We start from the raw sequence: 25,265 nt of genomic DNA, 5'->3' as shown, positions 1-25,265 counted from the left end.
CTTTTCCATGATTGTCAGGCGGAGCGGGATCAGTATGCGCCACGGGCGTCATGCGGGTTATGTTTTCCGTGCTGCTGGCCTTCATGCCAGTACAGCGGACGGTCCCGGTGCCGGTCATGGCACCCCGCAAGGCAGATGATGATGGCACAGGCCATGACGATCCGCAAAAGATGGTACATGGCTGGCCCCTGTTGCTGCGACTGTGCAACGCTTGCGCAGGGGGAAGGTTTGAAGGGGAACGGAAGGCAACACGTTCCCCTTGCGGTTCAGGATGGATGCGATCCGTTGCCGGTTATGGCGTATCGCGCCATGTGCTGACGGCGTTCATGCCGGTTTTCAGCAGTTGTGCCGTGCGTTCGGGGCTGTCGCCCTCCACATAGACCCGTAGTTCCGGCGCATTGCCTGATGGGCGCAGATGCACGATTTCCCCATTTTCAAAGGTCATGCGCAGGCCATCGGTTTCATCGACATGCGCAAGGCCGCCGCAGGCATCCCGCAGCCCCAGTGCGACGGCACCGGCCGCCGGATCCTGACGGAGCGCGGCAATCCGTGCCTGGCTTTGGGCAGTCGGCATTTCCATCAACCGGTCACTGAGCGTGAAGCGCCGGGGCAGGGTGGCCACAAGTCCCGCCAGATCCACCCCCTGCTGCCGTGCCGCGACCAGCGCGCAGATCATGGGCAGGATGGAATCCCGCGTGGGCAAGGCCGCAAGGGTGCGCGCATCCCGTGTTACGTCACTGGCCAGCAGGAAGCCGCCATTGGCTTCATAACCGACGGAGGGCAGCAGTCCGGCCTCGGCCGCTTCGGTCATGGCCGCGACGACATAGGGGGAACCGATGCGGGTGCGCCGTATGTCACAGGCAAAACCGCCCTGTTCCAGCGCCGTGTTGCTGCTGACCGGCGTGGTCACGGCGGCAGCCCCCAGGAAGCGCGCGGCAATGATCCCCAGCACATCCCCCCGCAGCCAGTTGCCGTGCCGGTCCGCCAGCAGGGGACGGTCGGAATCACCATCGGTGGTCAGGATGGCGTCCAGCGTGCCATCACTGGCCCATTCGCGCGCCAGGGCGGCATCTTCGGGGCGCACGGCTTCGGTATCGACGGGAATGAATGTGTCCATGCGGCCCAGTGGCACGGCGGTGCCCCCCAGGGCTTCGACAATTTCCACCATCACGTCCCGCCCCACGGCGGAATGCTGGTAGATGCCCAACTTCAGCCCCGACAGGACATGGGGGCCGAAGAAATCACGGTAACGGACGACAAAGTCCGGCACGACATCGGTTATGACCGGTAGCGTGATGTCACGTGCCAGCGCCCCGGCCGCGTCAAACCAGCCATCGGGCAGGGTCACGTCCTGTTCACGCATGGCGGCTTCGTCGGTCTTGAGGAATTCGCTGCGCGCGCGGTTGAACTTGATGCCATTGCGATCGGCCGGAATATGGCTGCCCGTCACCATGAGTGAGGGGATACCAAGCGTGAACGCATGCAGGCACAGCGCTGGTGTCGGGACGAACCCGCAGAAAACCGGCACGCCCCCCATACAGGTAATGGCCGCGACACAGGCCCGCAGGATGCGCGGCGTGCTGGGGCGCAGGTCACCCGCCACCGCGACCTGCGTGCCAGGTGCGAATTCACCCAGGCTGGCCAGATGCCTGAGATAGCCCACCGTATAGGCAAAGCAGACGGAATCCGTCATGGCGGTAACAAGGCCACGCGCGCCGCTGGTACCGAAGGCGACACCGGACTGCTTCATCCATTGGGCTATTTTCATGTGTATCTCTCACAACTGTGACGGGGTTCGGGGCGAATGTTCACCTGATGGTCCGCCTCGCCTGAACACATGCGAAGCGACGGAGTTGACACACATGATCGTGCCTGCGCGCTGTCGTCTTGCAGTGACAGGCGGGCTTTCGCCCGTCTTTTCCATTCAGCCGGACCATGTCATGCCGTCTTGCTGCCATTTTCCATCAGGTCATGCAAACGACTGAATCATGAAAATGCGGCTGGAAAAAGCCCTGTTTCCACCTGACATGGACAAAGGGAGGCAAATCCCCGCGGCAATACGGCACGGTGTGAATGGACAGGCCATGCGTGGCGCGGCGGGGATGGCGGGATCAGTCCAGTGTCGCCGGCACCGTCGCCACACCGGCGCCGGGGCATGATTTGGCCACCTGCATGCGCTGGATGGCTTCCATCTTGCCCTTTTCACGCGCCAGCACGCCCGCCACGTCCGACCCGGTCATTTCAGACAGCGGCACGCCCAGCGCCAGCACGCCCCACGTATCGGTCTTGTGCGCCCGGCGCTGCTTGTTGGTCAGGCCTTCCAGCACGTCGCCTTCCTTCAGTTCTTCCTGACCAAGCTGCTGGCAGTCCATGCTGGCATAGACGGTATCAGGGACATAGGTCGGCTTGACGTCCTTCGGGCTGGATGCGCACCCGGCCAGTAATGCAAGGCCCGACAGGACAACAACTCTTTTCATTACGTTCTCTCCATAAACGGAGAGGTTGTGTTACATACTGTCACATGATCAGCTAGCCGGATACTGCATGGCTGCGACGCATCTGTCATAGCCGGTAATGAAGATAAAACATCCTGAGCAGACAGGACAGAACCCATCACTCCATGGAAAATCATTGTTTTTCCGACTGTCTGCATCGCCATGCCTGGCTGCGATCGGGTAATGGTGGGGACGCGCCACAGCGGGACTGCCATCTGTATCAAAATCTGTCAGTCATGACAGCCCGCGTTGCGCGCAGCCCCTTCGCGTCCGCTTACGGGGCGGTGTCAACCAGCACGATTTCACTGTCCTCCAGCGCGCGGACACGCAGCGTTTCAGTGGCGGAAATGGCGGCGCCGTCACGTTCATGCACTGTTGTGTCCTCGATTTCCACACTGCCGCGTGCGGGCACCAGGTAACCAAGCCGGTCTGTACCCAGCGGGTAATCGACAACCTGCCCCTTCTTCAGCGTCGCCCCCAGCACGCGGGCATTGGCGTTGATCGGCAGGGCATCGTCATCCTCCGCCTGGCCCGAGGCAAGGACCACAAAACGTCCCGCCCGGTCCCCCTTGGGAAAGGACCGCGTGCCCCATGACGGCGCATGGCCCGCACGGTCGGGCATGATCCAGATCTGGAACAGGCGTGTGGCCACGTCCTCGCGGTTGTGTTCGGCATGTCGGATCCCGGTACCTGCCGACATCACCTGCACATCGCCCGCATCCGTGCGCCCGGTGTTGCCAAGGCTGTCGGTATGGGTGATCGCGCCTTCGCGGATATAGGTGATGATTTCCATATCCCGGTGCGGATGGGTGCCAAAACCGGTGCCGGGGGCGATCATGTCATCATTCCATACCCGCAGCGCGCCCCAGTTCATGCGGTCGGGATCATGGTAATGCGCGAACGAGAAATGGTGGCGTGCATCCAGCCAGCCATGGTCGGCATGGCCCAGATGGCCAAAGGGGCGTACTTCAATCATCGGGTTTTCTCCAGTTGGCAGCGTTGACTATGGACACCATGCTAGCGCCCGGCTGGCATTGCGAATATGGAAATGAACGAAACTTATCGTTTCCATTTGTTGGTCATGGACTGGCGAGGGGGAGGGAGACACGCCGGAACCGATAAGATATGGAAACACGCACTGGGAACATCGCGTGGGATTGTGCAATGCGGCTGCCGGATTTCGAGGCATGGGCCATTTTTGCAAAGGTGGCGGAACGCGGTTCGTTTGCGCGCGCGGCGGAGGACGTCCAGTTGTCCAAACCCACCGTGTCCAAGGCCATAGCCCGGCTGGAACACTCGCTGGGCGTCGCCCTGTTCAACCGCAATTCACGGCAGATGTCGCTGACCGAAACGGGCCGGATGCTGCTGGGGCATGCCAACCGGATCCTGGCGGAAGCCGAGGCCGCGGAAACGGAAGCGCGTGGTGGCACGCTGACGCCATCGGGCCTGATCCGGGTCGCGGCCCCCATGGTATTCGGGGTCCGGCATCTGGCCCCGCTACTGCCGGATTTCCTTGTGCGCTATCCGGACATCGACATTACCATCGACTATAGCGATGCCATCGTGGACCTTGTGGCGGGGGGATATGACATGGCGCTGCGGATTGCGTCGCTGGCGGATTCTGCCCTGCTGGCGCGGCGGCTGTGCACGGTGCGGCTGCTGCTGGTGGCAACCCCGGGTTATGTGGAGCGGGTCGGTCACCCCGATGATCCCCGCGCGCTGGAGGGGCACAGGAGCTTCGTTTACACCAATACCGCCGCCCCCGGCATGATCCGCCTGCGGCATGAGGGGAACGGGCAGGAATTCGTCATGTGCCAGACCGCGCGGCTGCGCGCGGACAATGCCGAAACCTTCCTGCCGGCACTTGAGGCCGGTCTGGGTTTCGGCCTGTTTCCGGATTTCATGGTGTGGGACGGACTGAAATCGGGCAGGCTCACCCGTATCCTGCCCCGGTGGGCAGCCCCGCCCGTGGCCCTGTATCTGGTTACTCCCGCCAGTACCCTGCGGCCCGTGCGGGTCACGGCCTTTATCGATTATCTGGCGGGTGCGTTCGGGCACCCGCCATGGGCAGGGGCGGACTGAAAGACAGAACGGCCCTGCCCGATGGTGTGGCGTATGGATCAGGAAGCCAGTTTCCTGGCCAGTCCCGCCACATGCTGACCCAGGAAGCGTGCGCCATCCAGTTCGGTGGCGCTGGGCTGGCGCGATCCGTCGCCTGCGGCAATCGTGGTGGCGCCATAGGGTGCGCCACCCGTCACCTCATCCACTTTCAACTGACCCTGAAAGGTGTAGGGCAGGCCGGTAATCACCATGCCATGATGCAGCAGGTTGGACATGAGCGAATACAGGGTCGTTTCCTGCCCGCCATGCTGTGACGCGGTGGAGGTAAACACCGCGCCTACCTTGCCCACCAGTGCGCCTTTCAGCCACAGGCCGCCGGTCTGGTCCCAGAAATTGGCCATCTGTGATGGCAGCCGCCCGAAACGCGTTGGCGCGCCGACAATGATTGCATCATATTCCGGCAGTTCCGCCGTGGTGGCGATGGGGGCGGCCTGTTCAGTCTTGAAATGATGGGCTTTCGCCACGTCTTCGGGCACCAGTTCGGGTACGCGTTTCACGTCCGCCTCCAGCCCTGCCGCGCGAACCCCTTCCGCCACGGCATGGGCCATCGTTTCGACATGGCCGTAGGTGGAATAATACAGTACGAGAACCTTGGACAATTTCGTAATCCCTTGCTGTGTCATGGACTGTTTCCCGCAGAGACTGTTTGGAAATGAAAGTTTCCGGGTGTCGCCTTTATTTCAGGAAGGCAGCGTTTCCCGAAACTTGTGGAAAAAGTTTTCACCAGAAACGTCTTCATGATTTGCACGATGTTGCAAAGGCTGACTTTTCAAACAGTGTCTGAGGAACCTTTCTGACAATACGTCCCGCAGCATGGCTGCATACGCCAAAATCGGAAACGCTCCGTTTCCCGTCTTTACGTGACGCACGCACAGGCGGGATCAGGTACCCGCAAGTGGCCGCCAGCCCCCATCAGTGTGGCCAAACATGGGAATATGCCCAAGGGTATGCACCAGTCCGGGCATATCGGGGCCTATATGTTCCAGTTCTGTCCGCCATGCCCAGCCCTCGGTCAGGACCGCCGTGATGCCAGCAACCCGCGCCTGGACCTTCTGCATGAGGCGGATGGTCGCCGCCGCCGTCCGGCCGGTATTCAGCACGTCATCCATGACCACAACGCGCCTGCCGCGCACGCGCTCGACAAGGGCGGGGTCAAGATACAGGTGCTTGGCCTGATCGGGACTGGTGGACGATGTCAGGCATTGTGACAGCGCATCATCGTACCAGAATTTGCGCGAATGCCCCAACGCGACATAATCATCAAACCCAAGGTTTTCCGCGACCTGTCCGGCATAGGCCAGCCCCATGGTCGGCACGCCCACGATTACCTCCGGTTTCAGTTCCCGCACCATATCGGTCAGCAGGCGGACCAGTGCGCGTTCAACGGCAAATCCCGTCTGGTTGGACATGAGCAGCGCAATGGCCTTTTCCCCGTCCGGCAGGGGACGCAGCGGCAGGACCAGTGTCGATCCGTCCACCAGCCGCACGGGATAGGTGGCGCCGTAATTTATCTGATGTTCCGGCATGGAGTGAGCATGCCATTGGGCGTGATAGGGGGGTGTCTGCATGAATACCTTCCGGTGGTTGGGACTGTCTGGGCAATATCTGCCTGTATGCCACGATATCCGGACGGTTTCCGGCACGCCAGTCCCCCATGTGTTATCGCCACGCGCCGCTTTCGATCATGCATTGTGTATAGAAAGTGCGGCGCGAGGATCGGCTGACGCCAACCGTCACACTTTGCGTGGTGACGTTGTTCAGTCCACGTCCGGCGCATTTGGCGTCCATGTTGCGATATGCGCTGCTGTCAGGCGACAGGACGGTGGCATGGCCGCGTATGTAGCCCATTTCCGTGTTGACTTCCTGCACATGACGGCTGGCTGTCGGGATGTGGATACGGTACGACCGGGCCTGTGCCGGGAGACACGGAGCAATCGCCAACAGGGCGAACAGGCCGGAATATGCGATTTTCAGGATCACAGGGGCATCACCTTAAAGGTTTGTTGGTCGCATGTTATGCGCCCAACATGTCTGGCCTGTGTCCTGATCCTGTCTTTTTGTATCCCGCAGGTTAGGAATTGTTCATGTTGGCAAAAGGCGGGGCGCCGCCCACCCGTGGGGGCGGACGACGCGCGGACCCGTGGGCCTTACACACCCACCATGACATCGGATGCCTTGATGATGGCGGTCGCCTTTTCACCGATCTTCAGGTTCAGGTCGGCAACTGCTTCATTGGTGATCGAAGCGGTGATGATGGAGCTACCAATGTCGATGCTGACATGGGACGTGGTCGCCCCCTTGGTGATGGCCGTGATCTTGCCTGCGATCTGGTTGCGTGCGCTGATCTTCATTGTCTTTCTTTCCTTTTTCCGTTTCGCCGTCACTGGCTGTAATCACGAAACGGGCAGAAAATCAAACCATGGCCTCCATATTCCGTCCCGGGGAAATGCCGGGCGACTGCCGTGGTCCGGGCCGCCAGCCGACATGGCCCCGGGCGGGGGCGCGCTATTACGCAGCCGCATGCTTTATCACGACCGAGGCTTCGGTCGTCAGCACGCGGAAGGTGAAGCTTTCCTGCAGGTACAGTTCCACCGACGTGGCGGTATGGCTGCTGTAGCCGATGGAGACATCCTGCCCGATATCCAGTTCAAAATCACCGCCACGGGTGGACAGGATATAGGCCCCTTCAATGGCCGGGGCGCAGATGATCCTGCCCTCGATCATCCGTTCCAGGTGGCGCAGGACCGGGTAGCCTTCCTCACTCCCGCCGCTGACGGCGGCAAACGCACGCGCGCCCAGCACCACGGAATAGGGGCCGTTGACGCCCGCAATACGCAGTTCATTCAGGCCATCGGCAATGATGCCGGGGTAGTCGCGGGGGGACGTGGGCAGGGAGAACCGGGCGTTGGACGTATCCTGCGCAATGCCCTGGATTCCGGCTGCAGCATAGCCGTCAAATATCGCCCGGTCCTCGGCATAGGCGATCTTCTGGGCTGCGTCCTTCAGCGGCTGCCAGTCGGAATCCAGCGCGCCGCGTTCCACATCATCAATTGCATCACGGCTCAGCGAAAACGGCACGCGCAGTTCCACCAGCGGCAGGACCTTGCGCTGCAGCGCATGCACCCCATCCGCCGGGCTGTCGATTCTGGCCGTATGGCCGGTATCGACGGCGGCAAAGCCGACGCCACGGGCTTCGGGCACATCCACGACGCGCCGGCCGGCCAGATAGCGGCGCAGCGTGCGGGATGCTTCCTGTTCGATATCAGCCCAGGCAGCGTCGGAAATGGGGGCAAGGTTGCGGTGCAGGTTATTCATGTCAGGCTTCTTCCTTCAGTGACCCGATGCCAAGTGAACCATTGGGTGTGGTGGGCGGGCTGGCCGGCGTGTCTTCGGTGCTGTCCGCAGGCACTGCCGTTGCGCCATATGTCGGCGCGGCGTCGAGAAAATCGGTGGTGGGAATGAAAAACAGCACGCCTGTCACCGCGCGGCTGACATCCAGCAGGCGATCGTAATTGCCCGGCGGGTTGCCAATGAACATGTTGTCCAGCATCCGTTCCACGCGGGTGGGGGTTTTTGCGTATCCTATGAAATAGGTTCCGAATTCACCCTTGCCCACTTCGCCAAAGGGCATGTTGTCGCGCACGATCTGCAGTTGTTCGCCATTTTCCTCGATATTGGTCAGGACATTATGGGCGTAGCTGGGCTTGGCGGCTTCGGGCAGTTCAATGTCCGACAGCTTCTTGCGGCCAATGATCTTTTCCTGCTGCTCGACGGGGATGGCGTCCCATTTTTTCAGGTCATGCAGATATTTCTGGATGATGACATAACTGCCGCCGGCAAAATCGGGATCCTCCTCACCAATGACCGTCGCATCGGTCGCGGCCTGGTTGACCGGGTTTTCCGTGCCATCGACAAAGCCCAGCAGGTCGCGGGCGTCGAAATACTTGAAGCCGTGGACCTCATCCACCACCTGCGCAACATTTTCCAGCCGGGCGGTGATGGCGGTCGCCAGTTCAAAACACAGATCCATACGCGTTGCACGGATATGGAACACCAGGTCACCGGGGGTGGCGGGGGCTTCATGCACGCCATGGATGGCGCGGAAAGGGTGGAGTTCCCTGGGTTTCGGCCCCTTGAAAACACGGTCCCATGCGTCCGACCCGATACCCGTGACACAGGACAGCCGCCCGTCGGGAATGCGGAAACCCACCCCGCGCACCAGCGCCGACAGGTCGCCATACAGGTTACGCACCGTGGCGCCATCATCCCCGTCGCCGGGATCCAGCGTGAAGATCAGGAAAATCGCGGCGCAGGTCAATGTGGTGTCAACGGGCTGTGGTGTAACTGAAGGCACGCCTTACTCCCTGCATGGCGCCATGAACAACATGCGGCAGACCCGGCGCGGCTTAGGTCTGCGATTGGAAGCGGATGCTATACACTTCATGCATCATGCAAAAGGTCCGCCATGATGAATTCTTCCTATGTTCCATCGTGTCATGATCCGGATGCATCCCTGAACCCCGTTCCGGCGTTGGCATGTGGTTTCCCGCGCTCATGCGGGAATATCGCGGTCGGCAGCCCGAAAATCTGTCCTGCCGCGGCAAGGAGGGAAGGGATGTTCATGCATGGTTGGCTGAAATATATTCCCCCGCCTCGGTCCAATTTCAGGGGGGAATGCATGTGGTGAAGAAGAAGACCATCTATCATTTGACCAAGAACCTGCGTGACAGGATTGATGCCTTCATCATGCGGTTTTCCCTGCTGCCCGATCAGGCCCTCTTTGATCCCCATGTCATGCAGTGGGTGCGCGACCTGGAACAGAACTGGGAAAGAATTCGTGACGAGGCGTTGCAGATGGCGGCAACCGACATTCCATCGCTGGGGGACATATCGCCCGATCATGGGCGTATTGCCGCCGATCGCCGCTGGCATTCCTTTTTTCTGGAAGGGTATGGTTACAAGCGTCAGGAAAACCGGGCGCGCGTCCCGACGACCGCGGCACTGATCGACCGGATCCCCAATTTATGCACCGCCAGCTTTTCCGTGCTGGAGGCAGGTTGCCACATTCCCCGCCACCGGGGCATGACCAAGGGCATGCTGACCTATCATCTGGCGCTGCATGTCCCGGCTGATCGCGAAAACTGCTGGATCCAGTTTGAAGAAGGCGACAGGCTGCATGTCTGTCCATGGACGGAAGGCAGATCGATACTGTTTGACGACACTTACAACCATGAAGTGTGGAACAACACGACCGACACCCGTTATGTCCTGCTGATTCAGGTCAGGCGGCCCTGCCGGTGGCCGGCGCGCCTGTTGATGGACGTTTTCTTTCGGGGTGTGCGATATTCACGATTTGTTCAGGATATTCGCAAAAATCTGGATCGAGGGCAGACGTAACCCGCAATGCTTCCCGCCATCGTCGCGTAGTCCCTGCCTGCGGGGCGGAAACATGCCATATTCCGCGTGACCCTGTGCATGTACCGGTCACAGGGTAGCGGGTGTCATGGGATCATGGTGTATGCGGCCTGTATGCGACATTGTGGGGCTAAACCCTGCCGCCCGCCGTGGTGGCATGGCCACCATGGGTCCCGTGATCCAGTAAACTGAATTGCCGTGGCCCATGACGGGGCGGGCCATATCATTCGTCCATGTCGGGACATCGCCGGACATGATCCCGGGCATGCTGGGGGCGGCTGCGATCGGGAAGGATAACCCCGGAAGAATAAAAGGTTTCGGGTGCCACCCTTTTTCATAAAAGGCGGCATCCAGGCCATCTTCATCCGATGTCAGACAGTCCGTAAATGACAGGCACAGGGGTACCGGGCAGATTCTCAGTGAATGGCAACCTGTGCCGCATCGGATACGGGCAGCGGTATCGTGGGGATGGGGGGCTGTGCTGCAATTCGTGCCATGGACTCACCCATCACAGGCAGTAATCCGTCAAGTCGTGCCAGCAGGAAGTCGGCCCCTGCGCGCGACAGGTGCTGTGGGTCAACATAGAACGGGTTGTCCCCGTTGCGGAATTTGCATCCGGCAGGGGAACATAACCCGTCAGCCAGCGCAAAATAGCTGACGTCCTGCCTGTCTTCCACCGCATGGCGCACGACAGTCGCGACAGGTTGGGCAGGCACGTTGAGAAGGGCTGCTGGCGCGATTTCCCCGACGGCCCGGAATGACGGGTCCAGCATCTGCTCGGCATGCTGGCGCATGGGCATGAAGGCGGTCACCGCTTCCTTGGCGGGATCAAAGCGGAACTGGGGTACGTCCCCCAGCACGACGACATGCTTGTGCGCATTGACCAGTACCTGCGTTGTATTGCGTAACGCGATATCCAGCCGGACAAGGCTTGTGGCTACGCCATGGTCCACCATGTCCTGCGGGTCAGCATAGGCATCCCGCCCGGCATCCCCGGCAAAGGGTGCGGCCCAGTATCCTGCCAGCACCACGGTCTGGACATGCGGGTCATGCATCACGGCGGCAAAGGCCTGCGCATTATACTGCGCGCATTGCATGGCATGGCCGGGATGGGTGGGCATGAGTCGCGTGGTCCCCAGCAGGGGCGGGCATGAGGATTTCGTAAACTGCACGAAATCAAAACCAGCCCGGTCCGCCATATGCGACAGGGATGCGGCCAGTGCGGATGCATGACTGTCCCCCAGCAGGGCGATGCGCGGGCGTCCCGTATCATGCACGCAGCGTGACGACAGGTTCAGGCTGGCAACCCCGTAATTGGCCAGGCAGGGTTCGCCCCGTCCTTCCGCCAGAACCCGTTCGGCAAGGGTCAGGGCCGGGTCAAAACGCCGGGACAGGCCATTGGATACATAGACCACCGCCAGCATGCTGACAGCCAGCGCAAGGCTGCCCGCGTATCGTGTCACAACGACAGGGGCGCTGCCGCTTCCGCGCCGGAATGGCTGTTCGATATAGCGCCATGACAGCGCGGCTGGCACCAGTGATACGATCCCGGCACCCGCAAGCAGCAGCGGCGATGGCGCGCGTGCCGAACACAGCCAGATGAACGCCATAAGCGGCCAGTGCCACAGATACCATGAATAGGATATGCGACCGATCCATATGAATGGCCGCGTGGACAGGATGGCGCGGTTGACGAAACTGCCATCCGAAAGCAGCAGTGCCAGCGTGCCGCCAACCGGCAGGAGGGCGGCCAGACCGGGAAAGGGGGTATGTTCATCAAAAATGAATATCGATAGCCCGACAAGAAAAAAACCCGTCCAACCAATGAAATGATTGACGGGGCGGGGAAAGGTTAAAGCATAGTTCGATTTCGCTACGGCAAGGAACGTGCCTGCGCCCATTTCCCACGCTCGCGTGGGCAGCAGGTAGAATACGGCGGCGGGCCACCGACCCAGCCCGAACTGCGCCATGCACAGTGACCCAAGGCATAGCGCCCCGATCACGCATAGTACAATGACATGCCGCAAGCGGCCGATTGCAAGTAAAAGCAGAGGAAAAAACAGGTAGAACTGTTCCTCCACCCCCAGCGACCATGTCATGAGGAACGGGTTGAGATGGGCATCGGGGGAAAAATAACTGATCTGTTTCCAGAACAGTATATTGGACCACCCAAGTAATGCGCTTATCGCCCCCAGACTGGTCTGGCGTAATTCCGCCGGGCTGGAAAACAGCAGCCCCGCCAGCATGACTGCGGTGATGATGAGCATGAGGGCCGGCAGGATACGCCGGGCGCGCCGGGCGTAAAACCCGACAAAGCTGAAGGTCCCCAGCCGGATATCCCTGTAGACGATGCCACCGATCAGGAAGCCGGAAATAACAAAAAAAATATCCACGCCAACAAATCCCGACTGTACAGGATAGATGCTGGCATGAAACAGAACGACAGCCGTTACCGCGATTGCGCGCAGGCCATCAATATCGCGCCGGTAATTGGCGTGCAGATTCAGGCTCATTGGGAAGATCACCCTATAGGAAGCTGCGTGAAACAGATTGAGGGTGACCTTGCGATCCCACACAATTTGTCAACGTGAATAAAATGTAAAGTGTGGTGCCGGTTTCATTGGCATGTAAAAAAAATTTACAAAAATAAAATAAATTAAGTAAAATCAGTATGTTAATTTTTTTCTTATAAATTTTGAGAAAACCGGTATTTAAGGCGGGCAATCGCTTTGTGTTTTTCGTCTTTATTTTTTTAACCAGCTATCACTGGCGTGACGAAATATCATCTGGAAATTGCGAATATGGTTTCGGAAAAATAAAAAGTATTTAAATAAAAAAATAAATATAAATTTCTATTTTTACGATGATATTTCTGTAATAATGACGAAGCAGTATGGAGTGTAAAGAAATTTATTTTGGTATAGTTAAATAAAATTAGAGGTGGCAAAATGCCACCTCTCTTTAATTATGTATGCATCTACTTTTGATCGTTTGCCCTTTATGCCTATAGCTTCAACGCGGGATTTGAATACATTTAGAAGCGGTTCGTCAATTCCGCCAAGTTCATCCGAGCCAAATTCCCCCCCGTATTCTTCACCAAAATCAAAGAAATATTTTGTTCCTTTATCCTCATAAAAATCAAAAAGACGACCGGCCCGCTCTTTGCGATAGAAAACTACAAATTTTCCTTTATAATCTTTATATTCAATTTCAGAGATTGCATCGAATAGCTCGTCGCTATCTGCCAGAAAGGCAAGCCGACGTTTGACATATTCATATACCTGCAACTCAGTTTCGGTTGTGATAATACCATCATTAGGCTTTGCATCAGTATCTGGTTTAGGGGCGTCTGAAACCAGGACTGGTTTGTCGACTTCTTTATCTTTCAAAGGCAGGTCAAGTCTCTGGAGAATGCGGAGGTTTACAAACTCTGCAAATGCATTCTTTGTTAAGTCGGTATATTCGGCGACCGCCTTGGCACGAACATGCTTTAAACCGATGTTCTGGAGCAGGAGTCGGACAAACGCTTCACTGGGGGAAGCTGCAAGATCTCCGATCTGCTGTACAAGATTTTGGAATACCAGTTTTCGCTTGGCTTCGGCCCCTATGTTTTCTGGGTCAAAGTTGGATTTTTGAAGGCTTGTCAGTCCATCTACAACTGAATCTTCGATTTTGCCCTTGGCGATTTCTCTTAAGTCAAATGAAAGAAAAGCCGCAGGGTCCATCATGTTGGGTTCATCTGAATCTGCATAAAACTCATATACAAGGCCGTCTGTAATGACACCCATTTTCACTGTGTGGGCAGCGTTGAAATAAGATTTTAACTGCCCTCTGTCATCTTTTAACGGGGCCCCGAGCGCCTTGCATTCTATTGCAATTACTGGCTGTCCTTCCCGAAGAACAGCGTAGTCAACTCTATTCTTATATTTTTCTGAAAAATCTGCGTGATGTTCCGGACATACTTCGTCTGGATTCATGATATCATATCCTAAGAACTGCAGAAATGGCAGCACAAGGAACATTTTAGTAGCTTCTTCGTTGCTACAGCGCGGCGCAAGGCCAACCATACGTTCTGAAAATGTTTTAAAATTTTGCCGAAAATCGTCTGCCATATCCGTCTCGCCTAGAAATTTTCCAAAAGTTACGAAACGAGGCATTTTTATGAAGATCTTTTCAGAACATTACATATATACGTTTTTTAAATAATATTTGGTGTATATTGAAACGGAAGGAAAAATGTTTCGGCTACGGGATATCAGAGATCTTTTGATTGTTTTTCGCAGATTGTAATATTTCTCCCTTTTGTTTCCCACAAAATTATGAACGGCGAGAATGGTCCAATCCCCCTAATATGGCTCGGATATTTCAGGAAAAGAACCGGAGTCCACGACCCTATGCTGCTCAACACCATCGAACTTGGCCCCGACAACGGTGACCTGTCCCTGCCGCCCGTCGTCTTCCTGCATGGACTGTTCGGGCGGGCGCGTAATTTCGGGTTTTTTCAGCGCCGTATCGCAGCAACCCGTCGCACGCTGGCGCTGGACCTGCGCAATCATGGCGCAAGCCCGCATGGTCCGATGGACTACCCGACCCTTGCCGCTGATGTATGCGAAACACTGGCCGCCCATGACGCATTGCCCGCCACCGTGGTGGGACATTCGATGGGGGGAAAGACCGCGATGATGCTGGCGCTCAGCTTTCCTGCCGAGGTCCATTCGCTGATGGTGGTGGACATAGCTCCCGGCGAGGGTGGTTTTTCACAGTCCCATGAACTGGCCCGCAGGCTGGCTGAACTTCCGCTGCCTGATTTTCTTGATCGTGCCGGGGCGGAAGCGTGGCTGGGTCAGGTGATTGCCGAAAAGCCCGTGCGTGATCTCATGCTGATGAATCTCGACCTGGGGGAAAAGCCACGCTGGACCATCGGGCTGAAGGACATTGCGGCGTCCATGCCGGCCATCATTGGCTGGCCCGACGTGCCGCCCGGCACCCGTTATGACGGCCCAACCCTGTTTGTGGCCGGTGGACATTCACATTACATCCAGCCCGACAATTATCCCGCCATGCGCAAGCTGTTCCCGCATTACCGGCTGGAAACCATACCGGATGCCGGGCATTGGGTGCATGCGCAGGCACCGCAGGCGTTTCTGGCCGCGCTGGAACGTTTCCTGCAGATCTGAATGGCGCACTGTATTCAGTGATCGGTGTGGGGGCCACGGCTCCAGTGCTGGTTGGTGTTGCGGTACTCCATTGCCGTGCCTTCATCACGATAGGGATGGGGATGTTTGTGGCCATGGCAGCCTGCGGCGGGCAGGACGATAAGGACGGTTAAAATCCTGATGATGTGAAGCATCGCAACCTCCTGCGGATGCGGCCTGAACGTCCGTATGGTCGGGAAGTTTTGTCAGACGGCCTGCCGGCCTGAATCATGTGGCGTGGGCAGGGTCCCGGAAGCCTGCCTCCCGGCGCGGCTTCATGATCCATACGCTTTCCGTTGCGGGACAGACCCCCTTCAGGCCGCCCGGCACGGCCCTGTGCGCCACACGGTCAAGGGTAAACGTATCACCGTAATAATGCCGCAGTGCATTTTCATCGACCGAAAATGGCGGCCCCGCCTTGCATGACTGGTCATATTCCATACTGACCAGAAGTTCAGGCGCAGCATTGGTGATGGTGACAAGGTGCCGGGCATAGGCCACGCGGATGGGGGCGGGCAGGGCGATCAGCGCCGCACGGTCATAGACGGCGTCAACATGACCCAGTGCCGCCTGCGTCAGGTTGAAAATGTCGCCTGTCCAGACGCACAGGTGTCCTGCCTCGTACCGCACCAATGGGCCGACAGGTGAAATGCGTGGCGTAAGCCCCAGTTCGGAAAAAAGCCCCGTTACGGCAATCGGACTCAGTTCAATGCCCGCAACCTGACAGCCGTGTTCAAGCAGCCAGTGAATATCACGGCTTTTGCCGCATAACGGTACAAAGACCCGTGCGCCGTCAGGCAGGTTCAGGGCCCCGAAATGATCGGTCAGCAGGGGATTGGGCCGTGGTTCGTGAAAGCCGATTTCATTACGCTGCCATTTGCCGTGCCAGAAGGTTTCATCCATCGCGTCGTGTGCCCTCAACCCGCTTCATATCCACAATACAGCGGCCACAATACTGCCATTCCCACCGGTGCGAAAGACAAAGGCCCCGTAACCCGTGCCGGGTTGCGCCAGTGGGGGAATTATGGTTTCCACACACCGTCAACCCTGCGTTCAGAACTGATGGATCGGTGCGGATACACAACAGGAATATATGGTATCAATTCTGTCTGGTATTTCTGGCTACGATCGGGACAGTTGGCGGGTGTCTGTATCTGTTCGTGGTACTGGTCGATCCGTGGGGCGGGCTGCCCCTGTCATTGCCGCTGCACCGGTTGCCGGTGACCAGCAACGCGCGCTTTACCATGCCCATGCTGGCGCAAAGGCCAGGGTTTGATTCCGTCATGCTGGGCACATCAACGGGCCGTCTGATACGGCCTGCGGTCATGGATGGTCCATTCGGGGCGCATTTCCTGAATATGGCAATGAATAATGCCCAGCCCCATGAGCAGTACCGCCTGCTGCTTGAATTCATGCATTACCATCCCGCCCCGAAGGTCGTGATGGTCGATATAGACCGTTCATGGTGCCTGTATGGTCCCAAACAGGTGCCGCTGAACCCGGAGCCGTGGCCTGACTGGATCTATCAGCAATCCCCATGGATGGGTTACCTGCATATGGCCAACCTGTATGCACTGCAGGAAGCCGGTAATGAATTCATGCTGCAGGTCGGGCTGCGTCATGAACATTACGGGGAAGACGGCTACACCAATTTCGTGGGGCCGGATGCCAGCTATACCCGTGCGCGCGTTGACAGGATGTTTGCCCAGTGGGGGCCGGACCATATGCCGCCGCCGCCCGGTCCCGTGGCGCCCGCCCCGGCCATGCAGACGTATCTGCCCCTGATCCTGCGTGCCGTGCCGGATACGACATTACGTATCATCTGGTTTCCGCCGGTGCAGGCCATCCGGCATAACCCGCAGGGGTCGATGTATGACGCCATGTTCAGTGCCTGCCACCGCCATGTGGCGTCCGTGACCGCAGGCATGCCCAATACGCTGGTGATTGATTTTGATATTCCGGGCCCGATCATCAATGATCGTGACATGTTCTGGGACCCGATCCATTACCGGCTCATGACAGCGGACCGTATCATGAAAGATATCATTACGGCGTTTCATGACCGGGCGTACCAGTCTGCGGACTATACTGTGATATCGGGCCCATAGGGACCGGCCGGGCAGGACGCTGCGCGTCACGAATGCGTGACGTTATGCCATTTTCTGGCGGAAATGCACGGATGTCAAAAAAGTATCATTTTCCGGCAAAAGATGGGCTAGACGCGTCATGGCCTGATCTTCTCATATGACTTCGCCAAAAACAAAAAGAAGGGGCGCCCGCAGGGCGTCAGGCAATAAATGGCGGAAGCTCTGGTCCTGGAACGCCAAGGCGTTCTTTCCATCCGTGATATCGACCTGCCACAGGAACTGGGGCCTGATGACGTGCGCATCAGGATCCATACAGTCGGGATCTGTGGCAGTGATGTCCATTACTATACACACGGGCGCATCGGTCCCTTTGTCGTCAATGACCCGATGGTGCTGGGGCATGAAGCGGCCGGTACGGTTATTGAAACCGGGTCGCGCGTCAAAAATCTGAAAATCGGTGATCGTGTCTGCATGGAGCCGGGCATTCCCGACCCCATATCGCGGGCGTCGCGCATGGGGATCTACAATGTAGACCCCGCCGTGACGTTCTGGGCAACGCCCCCCGTCCATGGTTGCCTGACGCCCACGGTGGTCCATCCGGCGGCCTTTACCTATCGCCTGCCCGATAACGTGTCCTTTGGCGAAGGGGCTATGGTCGAACCCTTCGCCATTGGTGTGCAGGCCGCGGTCAAGGCTGCGATCAAACCCGGTGATACCTGCCTGGTCACCGGGTGCGGGCCGATCGGGCTCATGACCGCACTGGCTGCGCTGGCGTCCGGGGCGGGGGTGGTGTTCATATCCGACCTGGCCGCGCCGAAACTGGAAATCGCCGGTCGCTATGACGGAATTGAACCGATCAATGTCCGTGATGAAAAGCCGCGTGATGTCATATCCCGCCATGTCGGCACTGACTGGGGCGCGGATGTGGTGTTTGAGGCCAGCGGCTTCGCCGGTGCGTATGACGATGTCCTGTCCTGTGTGCGCCCGGGCGGGACGGTGGTGTTCGTGGGCATGCCGGTGGAAAAGGTGCCCTTTGACATGGTCGCCGCGCAGGCGAAGGAAATCCGCATGGAAACGGTTTTTCGCTATGCCAATGTGTATGAACGCGCCATTGCCCTGATCGCATCGGGCAAGGTGGACCTCAGACCGCTTATTTCAGAAACGTTTGCATTCACACAGGGCGTTGCGGCGTTTGAACGTGCGGCGTCGGCATGTCCTGCGGATGTAAAGCTGCAGATCACGATGCCGGGGGTGGCCCCCACCTGACCGCCTGCGTGGCGTTACGCCACTTACGGCAGGTGGCATGCAGGCTGCCTGCCCAATAAAAACAAAAGGCATGAAAAAATGAATGCCACGAACAATGCCGCAAATCACGGCGGCACATCCATCAATCCCCCCGCATCCCCGATCATATGGGGCATGCCGGTGGTGCTGTTCTGGGGTTATATAGCGGTTGCGCTGTATATGACCGGCGACGGGATCGAGGTTGCGTTCCTGTCCAAATACGTGACCGGCATAGGGTTTTCCGCCCGTCAGGCCGGCCTGCTGTTTACCGTGTACGGGGCGACGGCGGCGGTGGCAAGCTGGCTGTCCGGCGTGCTGGCGGAAGTGTACGGCCCCCGGCGGATCATGGCCATCGGGACGCTGTGGTGGGTCGTGTGCCATGTCGCGTTCCTGTCCGGTGGGGTCATGCGGCATGACTTTGTGCTCATGCTGGTGTTCTACGGACTGCGCGGGTTTGCCTATCCGCTGTTTTTCTATGCATTCTTCTTCTGGATCGTGCAGCGCACGCCCGATCACCGGCTGGCTTCGGCCATTGGGTGGGTGTGGTCCATGTTCACGATCGGTTACGGCATCATCGCATCCTTCCTGCCCAGTTTCACCATTCCCGCCATTGGTTTCCTGCCAACGTTGTGGATGTCGCTGGCATGGGTCGGGTGTGGTGGCCTGCTGGCGTTTTTCGCCATACGTGATGATGCGCCTGCCGCGATTGACCGTGATGCGGGGCGCAGCCTGCGCCACCAGTTGACCGAAATCAGCCGGGGCCTGACGCTGATCGTCCATAACCGCGATATCGCGCTGGCACTGGTCACGCGGATCATATGCAACCTGTCGCTGTTCGGTTTCCCGGTGGTGATGCCGCTGTTCTATACTTCGGCCGAAGGCGGGTTCACCATGCCGCAATGGCTGCGGATATACGGCATATTCTTTGTGGTGCAGCCCTTTACCAATGTCATGTGGGGGATTGTGGGTGACCGGATCGGCTGGCTGCGGCAGATGCGCTGGGCCGGTTTCGTGGGGTGCGGCGTCGCCACGCTGGCGTTCTACTACCTGCCGCACGCTGCCCCGGGCAACATGGCGGTGGCGATTTTCGCGGCCCTGCTGTTTGCGCTGACGATCACGTCCTTCGTGCCCATGGGGGCGATCTTTCCCATGCTGGCGCCCGAACACAAGGGGGCGGCGGTATCGGTGCAGAACCTTGGTGGCGGCCTGGCCAATTTTGCCGGGCCGGCGCTGGCGACGGTACTGGTGTCGGGATATGGCACGCAGGGCGTGGTGATTGCGTTTGCGGCGCTGTATTTCCTTGGCGCGGGGCTGACAGGCTTCATCCGGCTGGTGCAGCCCCGTGGCGTCCATGCCATGGATGTTGCTTCCAGCGCCAAGGCGCAGGCGGTGCGTGAGGGGATGGATACCACGCTCGCATCGCATACGCTGGCGGAGTGATGCCGCCCCGTGTGGGGGAAAGCCGCGCGGTAAGCCCCCCGGTATTCGAGGTCATACAGCCCGGCCCGCGACAGAGCTTTGTCTGGCACTGCCATGACTACCCTGCCGCCTGTGCGCGATGGAACTATCACCCCGAATATGAACTGCACCTGATCACGACCGGGACGGGTCATTTCATGGTGGGTGATTTCCTGGGCACGTTCGCTCCCGGCCATCTGGTGCTGGTGGGGCCGGATCTGCCGCATGGGTGGTTCAGTGACCTGTCGGCGGGTGAACGGATTGAAGGGCGCGATATTGTATTGCAGGCCCACGGTGACTGGCTGCAACAGCTGGTCAGCCTGTGCCCGGAACTGGAAACGGTGTCCGCCCTGCTGGCGGATGCGCGGTACGGGATCGTATTTACCGGGCCAACGGTGCCTGTTCTGGGCGCGGGGCTGGCGGTAATGGGGGATATGAATGATGCGGCGCGCCTTGCGGCCCTGATCGGTCTGCTGTCGGGGCTGGCGGCCTGCCCGCGGCAGCGTTTGACGGGCATCGCCCCGTTTGGCGGGGAAGGGCAGGCGCGGGTCGCGGACCGGGATCTTGAACGCATGGACCGGGTGATCCGACACCTGCTGTCAGGTGGCACGCATGATATCCGCCAGGCGGACATGGCCCGTCAGGTCGGGTTGGGCGGGCCTGCGTTTTCACGCCTGTTCCGCCGGGCGACGGGTACGACCTTCGTGTCATTCATGCGCAGGCTACGGGTCAGTCACGCCTGTCGCATGCTGGCGGAAACCGATGCGTCCATTGCCGAAATCAGCAGTGCCGCAGGCTTTGCCAACCTGTCCAATTTCAACCGGCAGTTTCTGGAAATATGCGGCACCACGCCGCGGCGCTACCGTCAGGATGTCCGCAGCCTGAGCCGCGTGGATGACCCGTTGGCCCGCGCCGGCACAGGGGCAGCATGTCCCGGATTGACTGGCTGAAAAATTTCAGGCATCGGCTGTCGGGGCTTTCCCGTCGAGCACGGCTTGTGTCCGCTGTTTTGAAAAAGGGCATGATATTGCGGCATGATTTCTGACACAGGTGGCGCGCGGGCATATCAGGTCATCTCATCCAATGTTGGCCCTGCCTTTCTTTTGCATTCATAGTGCTGTCTCCTTCGGCTACGGGCAACGCAGATGAACATGTCTTTCTTTACTTCGGGGATGATGCTGGCCTTTGCGGCATATTCCTCCTTTTCGGTCAGTGACGCGTATTCAAAGCTGCTGGCCGGTCAGCTTGATCCGTTCGAGGTCGCGTTTTCAGGTGGTGTGTTCGGTTTTCTGATCATCCCGTTCATCCGCAGGCCCAATGAATCCCTGCGCGATATCTTTTCCCCCCAGCGTCCGGGCATGTGGGTGGTGCGCGCGATCGCCATTTTTGCCTCCACCGCCGCCAGTGTCGAAGCCTTCATGCTGCTGCCCATGCCCGAAGCGCTTTCGCTCATGTTCCTCATGCCGTTTTTCGTGACGGTCCTGTCGGTCACGCTGCTGCGTGAAAAGGTATCCGGCTGGGCGTGGCTTTCGGTCATTCTGGGGTTTGTGGGGGTGCTGATCGTGCTGCGGCCCGGCGTGCGGGCGCTGCATCTGGGTCATCTGTGCGCCGTGATCGCGGCGGTGGCCAATGCCGTTGGCGTCATTGCCTACCGGCTGGCGGGCAACAATACGCCACGGCTGTCGCTGTTTGGGTCCAGCCTGTTTGGCCCGTTGGTGGGTGATGGGCTGCTTATGCTGGGGCATGCGCACTGGCCGCATGGGCTGAAGACGTGGATGTTCCTGTTCGGTTACGGGTTTCTGGCAGCGCTGGGCCAGTTGCTGATGATGATGGCGACAGCCCGCGCGCCCGCCAACCGGGTGGCCCTGCCGCAATACAGCCAGATGCTGTGGGCGGTGGCGTTCAGCTATTTCCTGTTTCACCAGCCGCTGGATAACTGGACGATTGTCGGTATTATCGTTGTCACCCTGTCGGGCATGTTGAACTGGATCCGTCAGCGTATTCATTTCGAACGTCTGGCATTGGAAGAACGGCTGGAGCGGCATCGGCACAGGCATGATCCCGCCCGGGCCACGACCATTCAGGCTCCCATGAAATAACCAGACCCGTCCGGGGCCGGGTGACGGGGCGGCCCGTCAGTAACGCCATTGCCGCGTCGTGGGGCCATGTGTTCCCATGACCGGGTCGGAAGCGGGGAAGGGCAGGGACGCCAGCCGGGTACGCTGTGGTCCGTTGGGGGCTTGGCGCACGATATCGAAATCCTGTCCCGGCGGATAGGCCCCCACCACCGCGAAATCAGGGCTGGAGTCCATGTTCATATGACCCGTGCCCGCAGGCAGCAGGGCGATGTCACCGGCCCGGATTTCCACTTCCCGCGCGCCCGCGCCACCCAGCATGAGCCGTGCATGACCGCCATAAAAGCCCAGCACCTCATGCCCCATGGTATGATAATGATGAAAGGAATAGACCCCGTTGCGCCATTGCGGCGGCCAGCCATTGCGCTGGAACAGGCTTTCGAACATGGCCGCCGGGTCATTCCCGCTTATGGGCAGGGCATTGCGGTATACAATAACCGGCAGCTGCGGATTATTGGGCACCCAGTCATTGGCGCGCAGGATGAAACTTTCGATCCGGGCCGGTGTCGCGGCGGCGGCGGCCCGTACATGGCCACCACCAAGTGAAAGCCCCAGTCCCGTCAGGATGGAATTGAAGGAACGCCGTTCCATCATGTTACCCCCTTGTGTCAGCGGCCATTTGAAAACAACTCATTCATAAAAGGCAATAAAGGTTTCCGGCTAATGTTCTTGTGTCAAAAAGGCGACGTTGTCGAAAACAGCCTGTCATCATAGGCAAGTTTTTGGTGAAGCTTTTTTCAAAAAGCTTTGGAAAACGGCATCTTTTTGAAGAAAGGCGGCACTCGGAAACTTTTATTGTTTTCAAACAGTCTTTAAGGCAGAACGCACGAAATGCCCGGCCGGACGCATCGTGCCGTTTGCCATCATTGCGCCCATAACCCGACAGTATGCATATGACTGCTGCCAGACGGGGCAAGCCCGCACGGTTTACCGGTCAGATGATCGCCCTGATCCTGTCGCGATCTATCTTTATGCGTTGGGCGGACAGGCGCTGTATCAGGCCCATATCCTCAAGTTCCTTGAGTGTCCTGCTGGTGGTCTCGATGGCAAAGCCCAGGTAATCGGCAATATCCTTGCGGTCCATGGCCAGTGTCAGGATATTGGACTTGCGGTCAAAAAAATCCGTCTGCCTGCTGCATTCCAGCAGGAAACCGGCCAGCCTTTTGACCACAAGGGGATAGGTCGCCAGCAGCAGGTGACGTTCCGCCGTTTTCGCATAATCCAGCGCCTGTTGTAAAAACAGCGTCTGGATGCGGGGATAGATCTCTACCAGGTCCTTCAGCGCGGGATAGGAAATCTGGAACAGGTATGTATCCACCAGGGTAATGGCGGATGTATGGTACATCCCGTCTTCCAGGCTGCCGAACATGTCATCAGCCCACAGAAAGGCGAAAATCTGGTTGCGCCCGTCCTTCAGGTGGTGTTCCAGGCGTACGGCACCCGAACGGATACGATAAACGTAATTCCCCGGATCCCCCTGGGTGTAGATACGGCGCTTGGCGGGCCGGTGTATTCTGGTCGAGATCGCATTCAGCGCCTCCCGTTCCGCACTGGTCAGTTTAAAGCTACTGAACATTATGATTATCTATTTCTCTATCGTAATAATTCATGGCGCAAATGCCATGAAACGCCGTATCGACCGAAATCCGTAACCGGCCCGTTTCCCACCATGCGGAAGGGAAGGCGGGATCGGTCATTCTGAATTATATATACGATACCGTTTCGTATCGCAACATGGCATGATCATGCATCATAAAAAACGGCCTGCGTGAACAGGGTTTCAGTCAGGGGAAAACCGCCCGGGTCAGACGGTCTTTCATGCCCTGTGGCGGTGTCAGGGGGTCGTGCGCCTGATGCCTGATATGAAGATCTGCCATGCCCGTTCAAAAAAGCGGTGGCGTGTCTGCGGGTCAATCAGCCTGTTCTGGCCCAGCAGGGTATTTTGCAAGGGCCAGCCAAGGACAAGGCCCATCAGGACGCGCGTGGTTTCTTCATGATCGGTGGATTCAATGTCTCCGGCATCGGCGGCGGCTTTCAGCAGACGGCTGATTGTTGCGACAAAGGGTTCCACGCTGGTCGCCATCATGTCGTCAACCACAGACGGGATGCGGTGCCCGTCCGCAATGACGATCCGGTAGGCTTCCACCGTTTCGGGACGGAGCATGAAGTCCAGGAAGAACTGGGCGATTTCCTTCGTCGCCAGCAACGGATTTTTTGAAGAGGCCTCGACCGCGCGGGCTTCTTCCAGCAGGTGCCTGCCACGTGCGCCCACCACCGCCTTGAACAGCACCGCCTTGGAGGAATAACGCCGGTACAGGCTGGCCTTGCTGCATTCCGCGACACGGGCAATCTGTTCAAGGGATGTCGCGGCATAGCCCTGTTTTACGAACAGTGCGGTCGCGACCTCAAGAACATGCCGGTCCAGTTGCGCCGATCCTGCTGGTGTCGGGCGTCCCCCTGTATGGAGTGGTCTTGGTGGTACAGGCATGCTTCCGTCCTTAACTACGGTCGATCAGTCAGGATATGCCCGCGCCCCACGTCATTTACAGGTCCGGAGTACTGCATATCCGCATCGAGATGCCAGAACTGCCGTCTTCATTCAAATGGTCATTGCGAATGGGTGGTCTCCGGCAGATGGAAGGAAAGGCGGCCAATCTGACCTGATATCTGCGCGCCACGGGTCCTTGCCTTCAGGTTGATATCCACGCCATGGGCGTTTTCCATGACAATGCCTGCCGTGCCATGATGGATTGTCGCATTTCCCCCCACGGTCCAGTAAGTGCCATTGAAATCACGCACCCGCGCAAGATTCCGCACGCAGCCCTGACCCGACAGGGAGATGCCCCCCAGACTCAACGCCCCGCCACCGCGCACGGTAAAGGGATAGGCGTGGGTGCCGTCATATAGCGTGCCCTTTCCCCACAGGTAGCCGATACCTGCACCCACCTGGTGGGCGGACATGTCAATCCGCGCGTCCGTGTCCGCGCATCCCGTCTGCGCATGGGCCATGCCATGGCCGGCAAGGAAGCCCATGAGGACCAGAAGGCCTGGATGCCTGAAGCAGTTCATGATGTG

The 25,265-nt window shown here is 58.6% G+C and carries 26 protein-coding genes; 8 read left to right on the top strand and 18 right to left on the bottom strand.

What is annotated here, in order from left to right; genetic code table 11:
* Positions 1-29: 29 nt before the first annotated feature.
* The 4 genes from AC1RQ9_RS08120 to AC1RQ9_RS08105 all read right to left on the bottom strand — a co-directional run bounded on the left by AC1RQ9_RS08120 (position 30) and on the right by AC1RQ9_RS08105 (position 3,471).
* The gene (locus AC1RQ9_RS08120) at positions 30-179 is read right to left on the bottom strand and encodes a hypothetical protein (RefSeq protein WP_485986361.1); all 150 of its coding nucleotides are present in this window, start codon (positions 177-179) and stop codon (positions 30-32) included.
* 113 nt (positions 180-292) lie between these two features.
* Positions 293-1,750, bottom strand: coding sequence for a phosphomannomutase (locus AC1RQ9_RS08115; RefSeq protein WP_485986370.1), 1,458 nt, complete (start codon positions 1,748-1,750; stop codon positions 293-295).
* A 361-nt stretch (positions 1,751-2,111) separates the two neighbouring features.
* Positions 2,112-2,477 (bottom strand): hypothetical protein, encoded by a 366-nt coding sequence (locus AC1RQ9_RS08110; protein WP_193731656.1) that lies wholly within the window; start codon positions 2,475-2,477, stop codon positions 2,112-2,114.
* Positions 2,478-2,769: 292 nt separating this feature from the next.
* Entirely contained in the window at positions 2,770-3,471 is a 702-nt protein-coding gene (locus tag AC1RQ9_RS08105; RefSeq protein ID WP_485986360.1) for a pirin family protein, read from the bottom strand.
* Positions 3,472-3,659: 188 nt separating this feature from the next.
* On the opposite strand from AC1RQ9_RS08105, the gene AC1RQ9_RS08100 reads away from it, so the two are divergent.
* The gene (locus AC1RQ9_RS08100) at positions 3,660-4,577 is read left to right on the top strand and encodes a LysR family transcriptional regulator (protein ID WP_193731662.1); all 918 of its coding nucleotides are present in this window, start codon (positions 3,660-3,662) and stop codon (positions 4,575-4,577) included.
* A gap of 38 nt (positions 4,578-4,615) precedes the next feature.
* Here AC1RQ9_RS08100 and wrbA read toward each other — a convergent pair whose 3' ends face one another.
* From wrbA to AC1RQ9_RS08070, 6 genes are all read right to left on the bottom strand, one after another.
* Positions 4,616-5,215, bottom strand: coding sequence for an NAD(P)H:quinone oxidoreductase (wrbA, locus tag AC1RQ9_RS08095; protein WP_485986369.1), 600 nt, complete (start codon positions 5,213-5,215; stop codon positions 4,616-4,618).
* 282 nt (positions 5,216-5,497) lie between these two features.
* Positions 5,498-6,184: a phosphoribosyltransferase gene (locus tag AC1RQ9_RS08090; protein WP_485986358.1), complete on the bottom strand. Its 687-nt coding sequence runs from the start codon at positions 6,182-6,184 to the stop codon at positions 5,498-5,500.
* Positions 6,185-6,275: 91 nt separating this feature from the next.
* The gene (locus AC1RQ9_RS08085; protein ID WP_193731658.1) at positions 6,276-6,596 is read right to left on the bottom strand and encodes a hypothetical protein; all 321 of its coding nucleotides are present in this window, start codon (positions 6,594-6,596) and stop codon (positions 6,276-6,278) included.
* A gap of 167 nt (positions 6,597-6,763) precedes the next feature.
* A complete protein-coding gene (locus AC1RQ9_RS08080) occupies positions 6,764-6,967 on the bottom strand; it encodes a TOBE domain-containing protein (RefSeq protein ID WP_485986357.1) in 204 nt (67 codons plus the stop codon).
* 157 nt (positions 6,968-7,124) lie between these two features.
* Positions 7,125-7,931 (bottom strand): family 1 encapsulin nanocompartment shell protein, encoded by an 807-nt coding sequence (locus tag AC1RQ9_RS08075; RefSeq protein ID WP_485986356.1) that lies wholly within the window; start codon positions 7,929-7,931, stop codon positions 7,125-7,127.
* A 1-nt stretch (position 7,932) separates the two neighbouring features.
* A complete protein-coding gene (locus AC1RQ9_RS08070; protein WP_485986355.1) occupies positions 7,933-8,970 on the bottom strand; it encodes a Dyp-type peroxidase in 1,038 nt (345 codons plus the stop codon).
* Between the two features lie 320 nt (positions 8,971-9,290).
* Between AC1RQ9_RS08070 and AC1RQ9_RS08065 the strand changes: the two genes are divergently transcribed.
* Entirely contained in the window at positions 9,291-10,013 is a 723-nt protein-coding gene (locus AC1RQ9_RS08065) for an aspartyl/asparaginyl beta-hydroxylase domain-containing protein (RefSeq protein WP_485986367.1), read from the top strand.
* 434 nt (positions 10,014-10,447) lie between these two features.
* Here the strand turns inward: AC1RQ9_RS08065 and AC1RQ9_RS08060 are convergent, their stop codons facing one another.
* Entirely contained in the window at positions 10,448-12,544 is a 2,097-nt protein-coding gene (locus tag AC1RQ9_RS08060; protein ID WP_485986354.1) for an acyltransferase family protein, read from the bottom strand.
* A gap of 411 nt (positions 12,545-12,955) precedes the next feature.
* Complete coding sequence (locus AC1RQ9_RS08055; protein ID WP_485986353.1) at positions 12,956-14,188, bottom strand: type I restriction endonuclease; 1,233 nt, start codon at positions 14,186-14,188, stop codon at positions 12,956-12,958.
* A 237-nt stretch (positions 14,189-14,425) separates the two neighbouring features.
* Here AC1RQ9_RS08055 and AC1RQ9_RS08050 point away from each other — a divergent pair, with 237 nt between their 5' ends.
* Positions 14,426-15,208 carry an alpha/beta fold hydrolase gene (locus AC1RQ9_RS08050; RefSeq protein ID WP_485986352.1) on the top strand — a complete coding sequence of 261 codons (783 nt, stop codon included), beginning with the start codon at positions 14,426-14,428 and terminating at the stop codon, positions 15,206-15,208.
* A gap of 14 nt (positions 15,209-15,222) precedes the next feature.
* Here the strand turns inward: AC1RQ9_RS08050 and AC1RQ9_RS08045 are convergent, their stop codons facing one another.
* Both AC1RQ9_RS08045 and tmpT read right to left on the bottom strand, forming a co-directional pair.
* On the bottom strand, positions 15,223-15,381 hold the full coding sequence (locus AC1RQ9_RS08045) for a hypothetical protein (protein ID WP_193731670.1): 159 nt from the start codon (positions 15,379-15,381) through the stop codon (positions 15,223-15,225).
* Positions 15,382-15,454: 73 nt separating this feature from the next.
* Positions 15,455-16,129, bottom strand: coding sequence for a thiopurine S-methyltransferase (gene tmpT / locus AC1RQ9_RS08040; protein WP_485986351.1), 675 nt, complete (start codon positions 16,127-16,129; stop codon positions 15,455-15,457).
* A gap of 257 nt (positions 16,130-16,386) precedes the next feature.
* On the opposite strand from tmpT, the gene AC1RQ9_RS08035 reads away from it, so the two are divergent.
* The 5 genes from AC1RQ9_RS08035 to AC1RQ9_RS08015 all read left to right on the top strand — a co-directional run bounded on the left by AC1RQ9_RS08035 (position 16,387) and on the right by AC1RQ9_RS08015 (position 22,154).
* Positions 16,387-17,334: a hypothetical protein gene (locus tag AC1RQ9_RS08035; RefSeq protein WP_485986349.1), complete on the top strand. Its 948-nt coding sequence runs from the start codon at positions 16,387-16,389 to the stop codon at positions 17,332-17,334.
* Positions 17,335-17,523: 189 nt separating this feature from the next.
* Entirely contained in the window at positions 17,524-18,579 is a 1,056-nt protein-coding gene (locus AC1RQ9_RS08030; RefSeq protein ID WP_485986347.1) for an NAD(P)-dependent alcohol dehydrogenase, read from the top strand.
* Positions 18,580-18,657: 78 nt separating this feature from the next.
* Entirely contained in the window at positions 18,658-20,037 is a 1,380-nt protein-coding gene (locus AC1RQ9_RS08025) for an MFS transporter (RefSeq protein WP_485986346.1), read from the top strand.
* Complete coding sequence (locus tag AC1RQ9_RS08020; protein ID WP_485986366.1) at positions 20,037-21,005, top strand: AraC family transcriptional regulator; 969 nt, start codon at positions 20,037-20,039, stop codon at positions 21,003-21,005. Before AC1RQ9_RS08025 ends, AC1RQ9_RS08020 begins: the two co-directional genes overlap by 1 nt.
* A 195-nt stretch (positions 21,006-21,200) precedes the next feature.
* Positions 21,201-22,154 carry a DMT family transporter gene (locus AC1RQ9_RS08015; RefSeq protein WP_485986345.1) on the top strand — a complete coding sequence of 318 codons (954 nt, stop codon included), beginning with the start codon at positions 21,201-21,203 and terminating at the stop codon, positions 22,152-22,154.
* A gap of 36 nt (positions 22,155-22,190) precedes the next feature.
* On the opposite strand, the gene AC1RQ9_RS08010 is transcribed toward AC1RQ9_RS08015, so the two are convergent.
* The 4 genes from AC1RQ9_RS08010 to AC1RQ9_RS07995 form a co-directional block, all read right to left on the bottom strand.
* The gene (locus tag AC1RQ9_RS08010) at positions 22,191-22,781 is read right to left on the bottom strand and encodes a cupin (protein WP_485986365.1); all 591 of its coding nucleotides are present in this window, start codon (positions 22,779-22,781) and stop codon (positions 22,191-22,193) included.
* Between the two features lie 343 nt (positions 22,782-23,124).
* Complete coding sequence (locus tag AC1RQ9_RS08005) at positions 23,125-23,766, bottom strand: Crp/Fnr family transcriptional regulator (RefSeq protein ID WP_485986344.1); 642 nt, start codon at positions 23,764-23,766, stop codon at positions 23,125-23,127.
* 258 nt (positions 23,767-24,024) lie between these two features.
* Positions 24,025-24,678 carry a TetR/AcrR family transcriptional regulator gene (locus tag AC1RQ9_RS08000; protein ID WP_485986342.1) on the bottom strand — a complete coding sequence of 218 codons (654 nt, stop codon included), beginning with the start codon at positions 24,676-24,678 and terminating at the stop codon, positions 24,025-24,027.
* A 119-nt stretch (positions 24,679-24,797) separates the two neighbouring features.
* Positions 24,798-25,259, bottom strand: coding sequence for a hypothetical protein (locus AC1RQ9_RS07995; RefSeq protein WP_485986340.1), 462 nt, complete (start codon positions 25,257-25,259; stop codon positions 24,798-24,800).
* Between the last annotated feature and the right edge of the window lie 6 nt (positions 25,260-25,265).

Source organism: Komagataeibacter ossonobensis, assembly GCF_057359305.1.
Note: the sequence above shows the minus strand (reverse complement) of the source record. Positions and strands in the feature narration are given on the sequence as shown.

Excerpts from the sequence above, each read along its gene's own strand:
- AC1RQ9_RS08065 (WP_485986367.1), top strand. The coding sequence starts at position 9,291 with ATGCATGTGGTGAAGAAGAAGACCATCTATCATTTGACCAAGAACCTG.
- AC1RQ9_RS08025 (WP_485986346.1), top strand. The coding sequence starts at position 18,658 with ATGAATGCCACGAACAATGCCGCAAATCACGGCGGCACATCCATCAAT.
- AC1RQ9_RS08090 (WP_485986358.1), bottom strand. The coding sequence starts at position 6,184 with ATGCAGACACCCCCCTATCACGCCCAATGGCATGCTCACTCCATGCCG.
- AC1RQ9_RS08060 (WP_485986354.1), bottom strand. The coding sequence starts at position 12,544 with ATGAGCCTGAATCTGCACGCCAATTACCGGCGCGATATTGATGGCCTG.
- AC1RQ9_RS08015 (WP_485986345.1), top strand. The coding sequence starts at position 21,201 with ATGAACATGTCTTTCTTTACTTCGGGGATGATGCTGGCCTTTGCGGCA.
- AC1RQ9_RS08000 (WP_485986342.1), bottom strand. The coding sequence starts at position 24,678 with ATGCCTGTACCACCAAGACCACTCCATACAGGGGGACGCCCGACACCA.
- AC1RQ9_RS08080 (WP_485986357.1), bottom strand. The coding sequence starts at position 6,967 with ATGAAGATCAGCGCACGCAACCAGATCGCAGGCAAGATCACGGCCATC.
- AC1RQ9_RS08110 (WP_193731656.1), bottom strand. The coding sequence starts at position 2,477 with ATGAAAAGAGTTGTTGTCCTGTCGGGCCTTGCATTACTGGCCGGGTGC.
- AC1RQ9_RS08075 (WP_485986356.1), bottom strand. The coding sequence starts at position 7,931 with ATGAATAACCTGCACCGCAACCTTGCCCCCATTTCCGACGCTGCCTGG.
- AC1RQ9_RS08050 (WP_485986352.1), top strand. The coding sequence starts at position 14,426 with ATGCTGCTCAACACCATCGAACTTGGCCCCGACAACGGTGACCTGTCC.
- AC1RQ9_RS08120 (WP_485986361.1), bottom strand. The coding sequence starts at position 179 with ATGTACCATCTTTTGCGGATCGTCATGGCCTGTGCCATCATCATCTGC.
- AC1RQ9_RS08105 (WP_485986360.1), bottom strand. The coding sequence starts at position 3,471 with ATGATTGAAGTACGCCCCTTTGGCCATCTGGGCCATGCCGACCATGGC.
- AC1RQ9_RS08020 (WP_485986366.1), top strand. The coding sequence starts at position 20,037 with ATGCCGCCCCGTGTGGGGGAAAGCCGCGCGGTAAGCCCCCCGGTATTC.
- AC1RQ9_RS08010 (WP_485986365.1), bottom strand. The coding sequence starts at position 22,781 with ATGGAACGGCGTTCCTTCAATTCCATCCTGACGGGACTGGGGCTTTCA.
- AC1RQ9_RS08045 (WP_193731670.1), bottom strand. The coding sequence starts at position 15,381 with ATGCTTCACATCATCAGGATTTTAACCGTCCTTATCGTCCTGCCCGCC.
- AC1RQ9_RS08005 (WP_485986344.1), bottom strand. The coding sequence starts at position 23,766 with ATGTTCAGTAGCTTTAAACTGACCAGTGCGGAACGGGAGGCGCTGAAT.
- AC1RQ9_RS08115 (WP_485986370.1), bottom strand. The coding sequence starts at position 1,750 with ATGAAGCAGTCCGGTGTCGCCTTCGGTACCAGCGGCGCGCGTGGCCTT.
- AC1RQ9_RS07995 (WP_485986340.1), bottom strand. The coding sequence starts at position 25,259 with ATGAACTGCTTCAGGCATCCAGGCCTTCTGGTCCTCATGGGCTTCCTT.
- AC1RQ9_RS08100 (WP_193731662.1), top strand. The coding sequence starts at position 3,660 with ATGCGGCTGCCGGATTTCGAGGCATGGGCCATTTTTGCAAAGGTGGCG.
- AC1RQ9_RS08055 (WP_485986353.1), bottom strand. The coding sequence starts at position 14,188 with ATGCCTCGTTTCGTAACTTTTGGAAAATTTCTAGGCGAGACGGATATG.
- AC1RQ9_RS08030 (WP_485986347.1), top strand. The coding sequence starts at position 17,524 with ATGGCGGAAGCTCTGGTCCTGGAACGCCAAGGCGTTCTTTCCATCCGT.
- tmpT (WP_485986351.1), bottom strand. The coding sequence starts at position 16,129 with ATGGATGAAACCTTCTGGCACGGCAAATGGCAGCGTAATGAAATCGGC.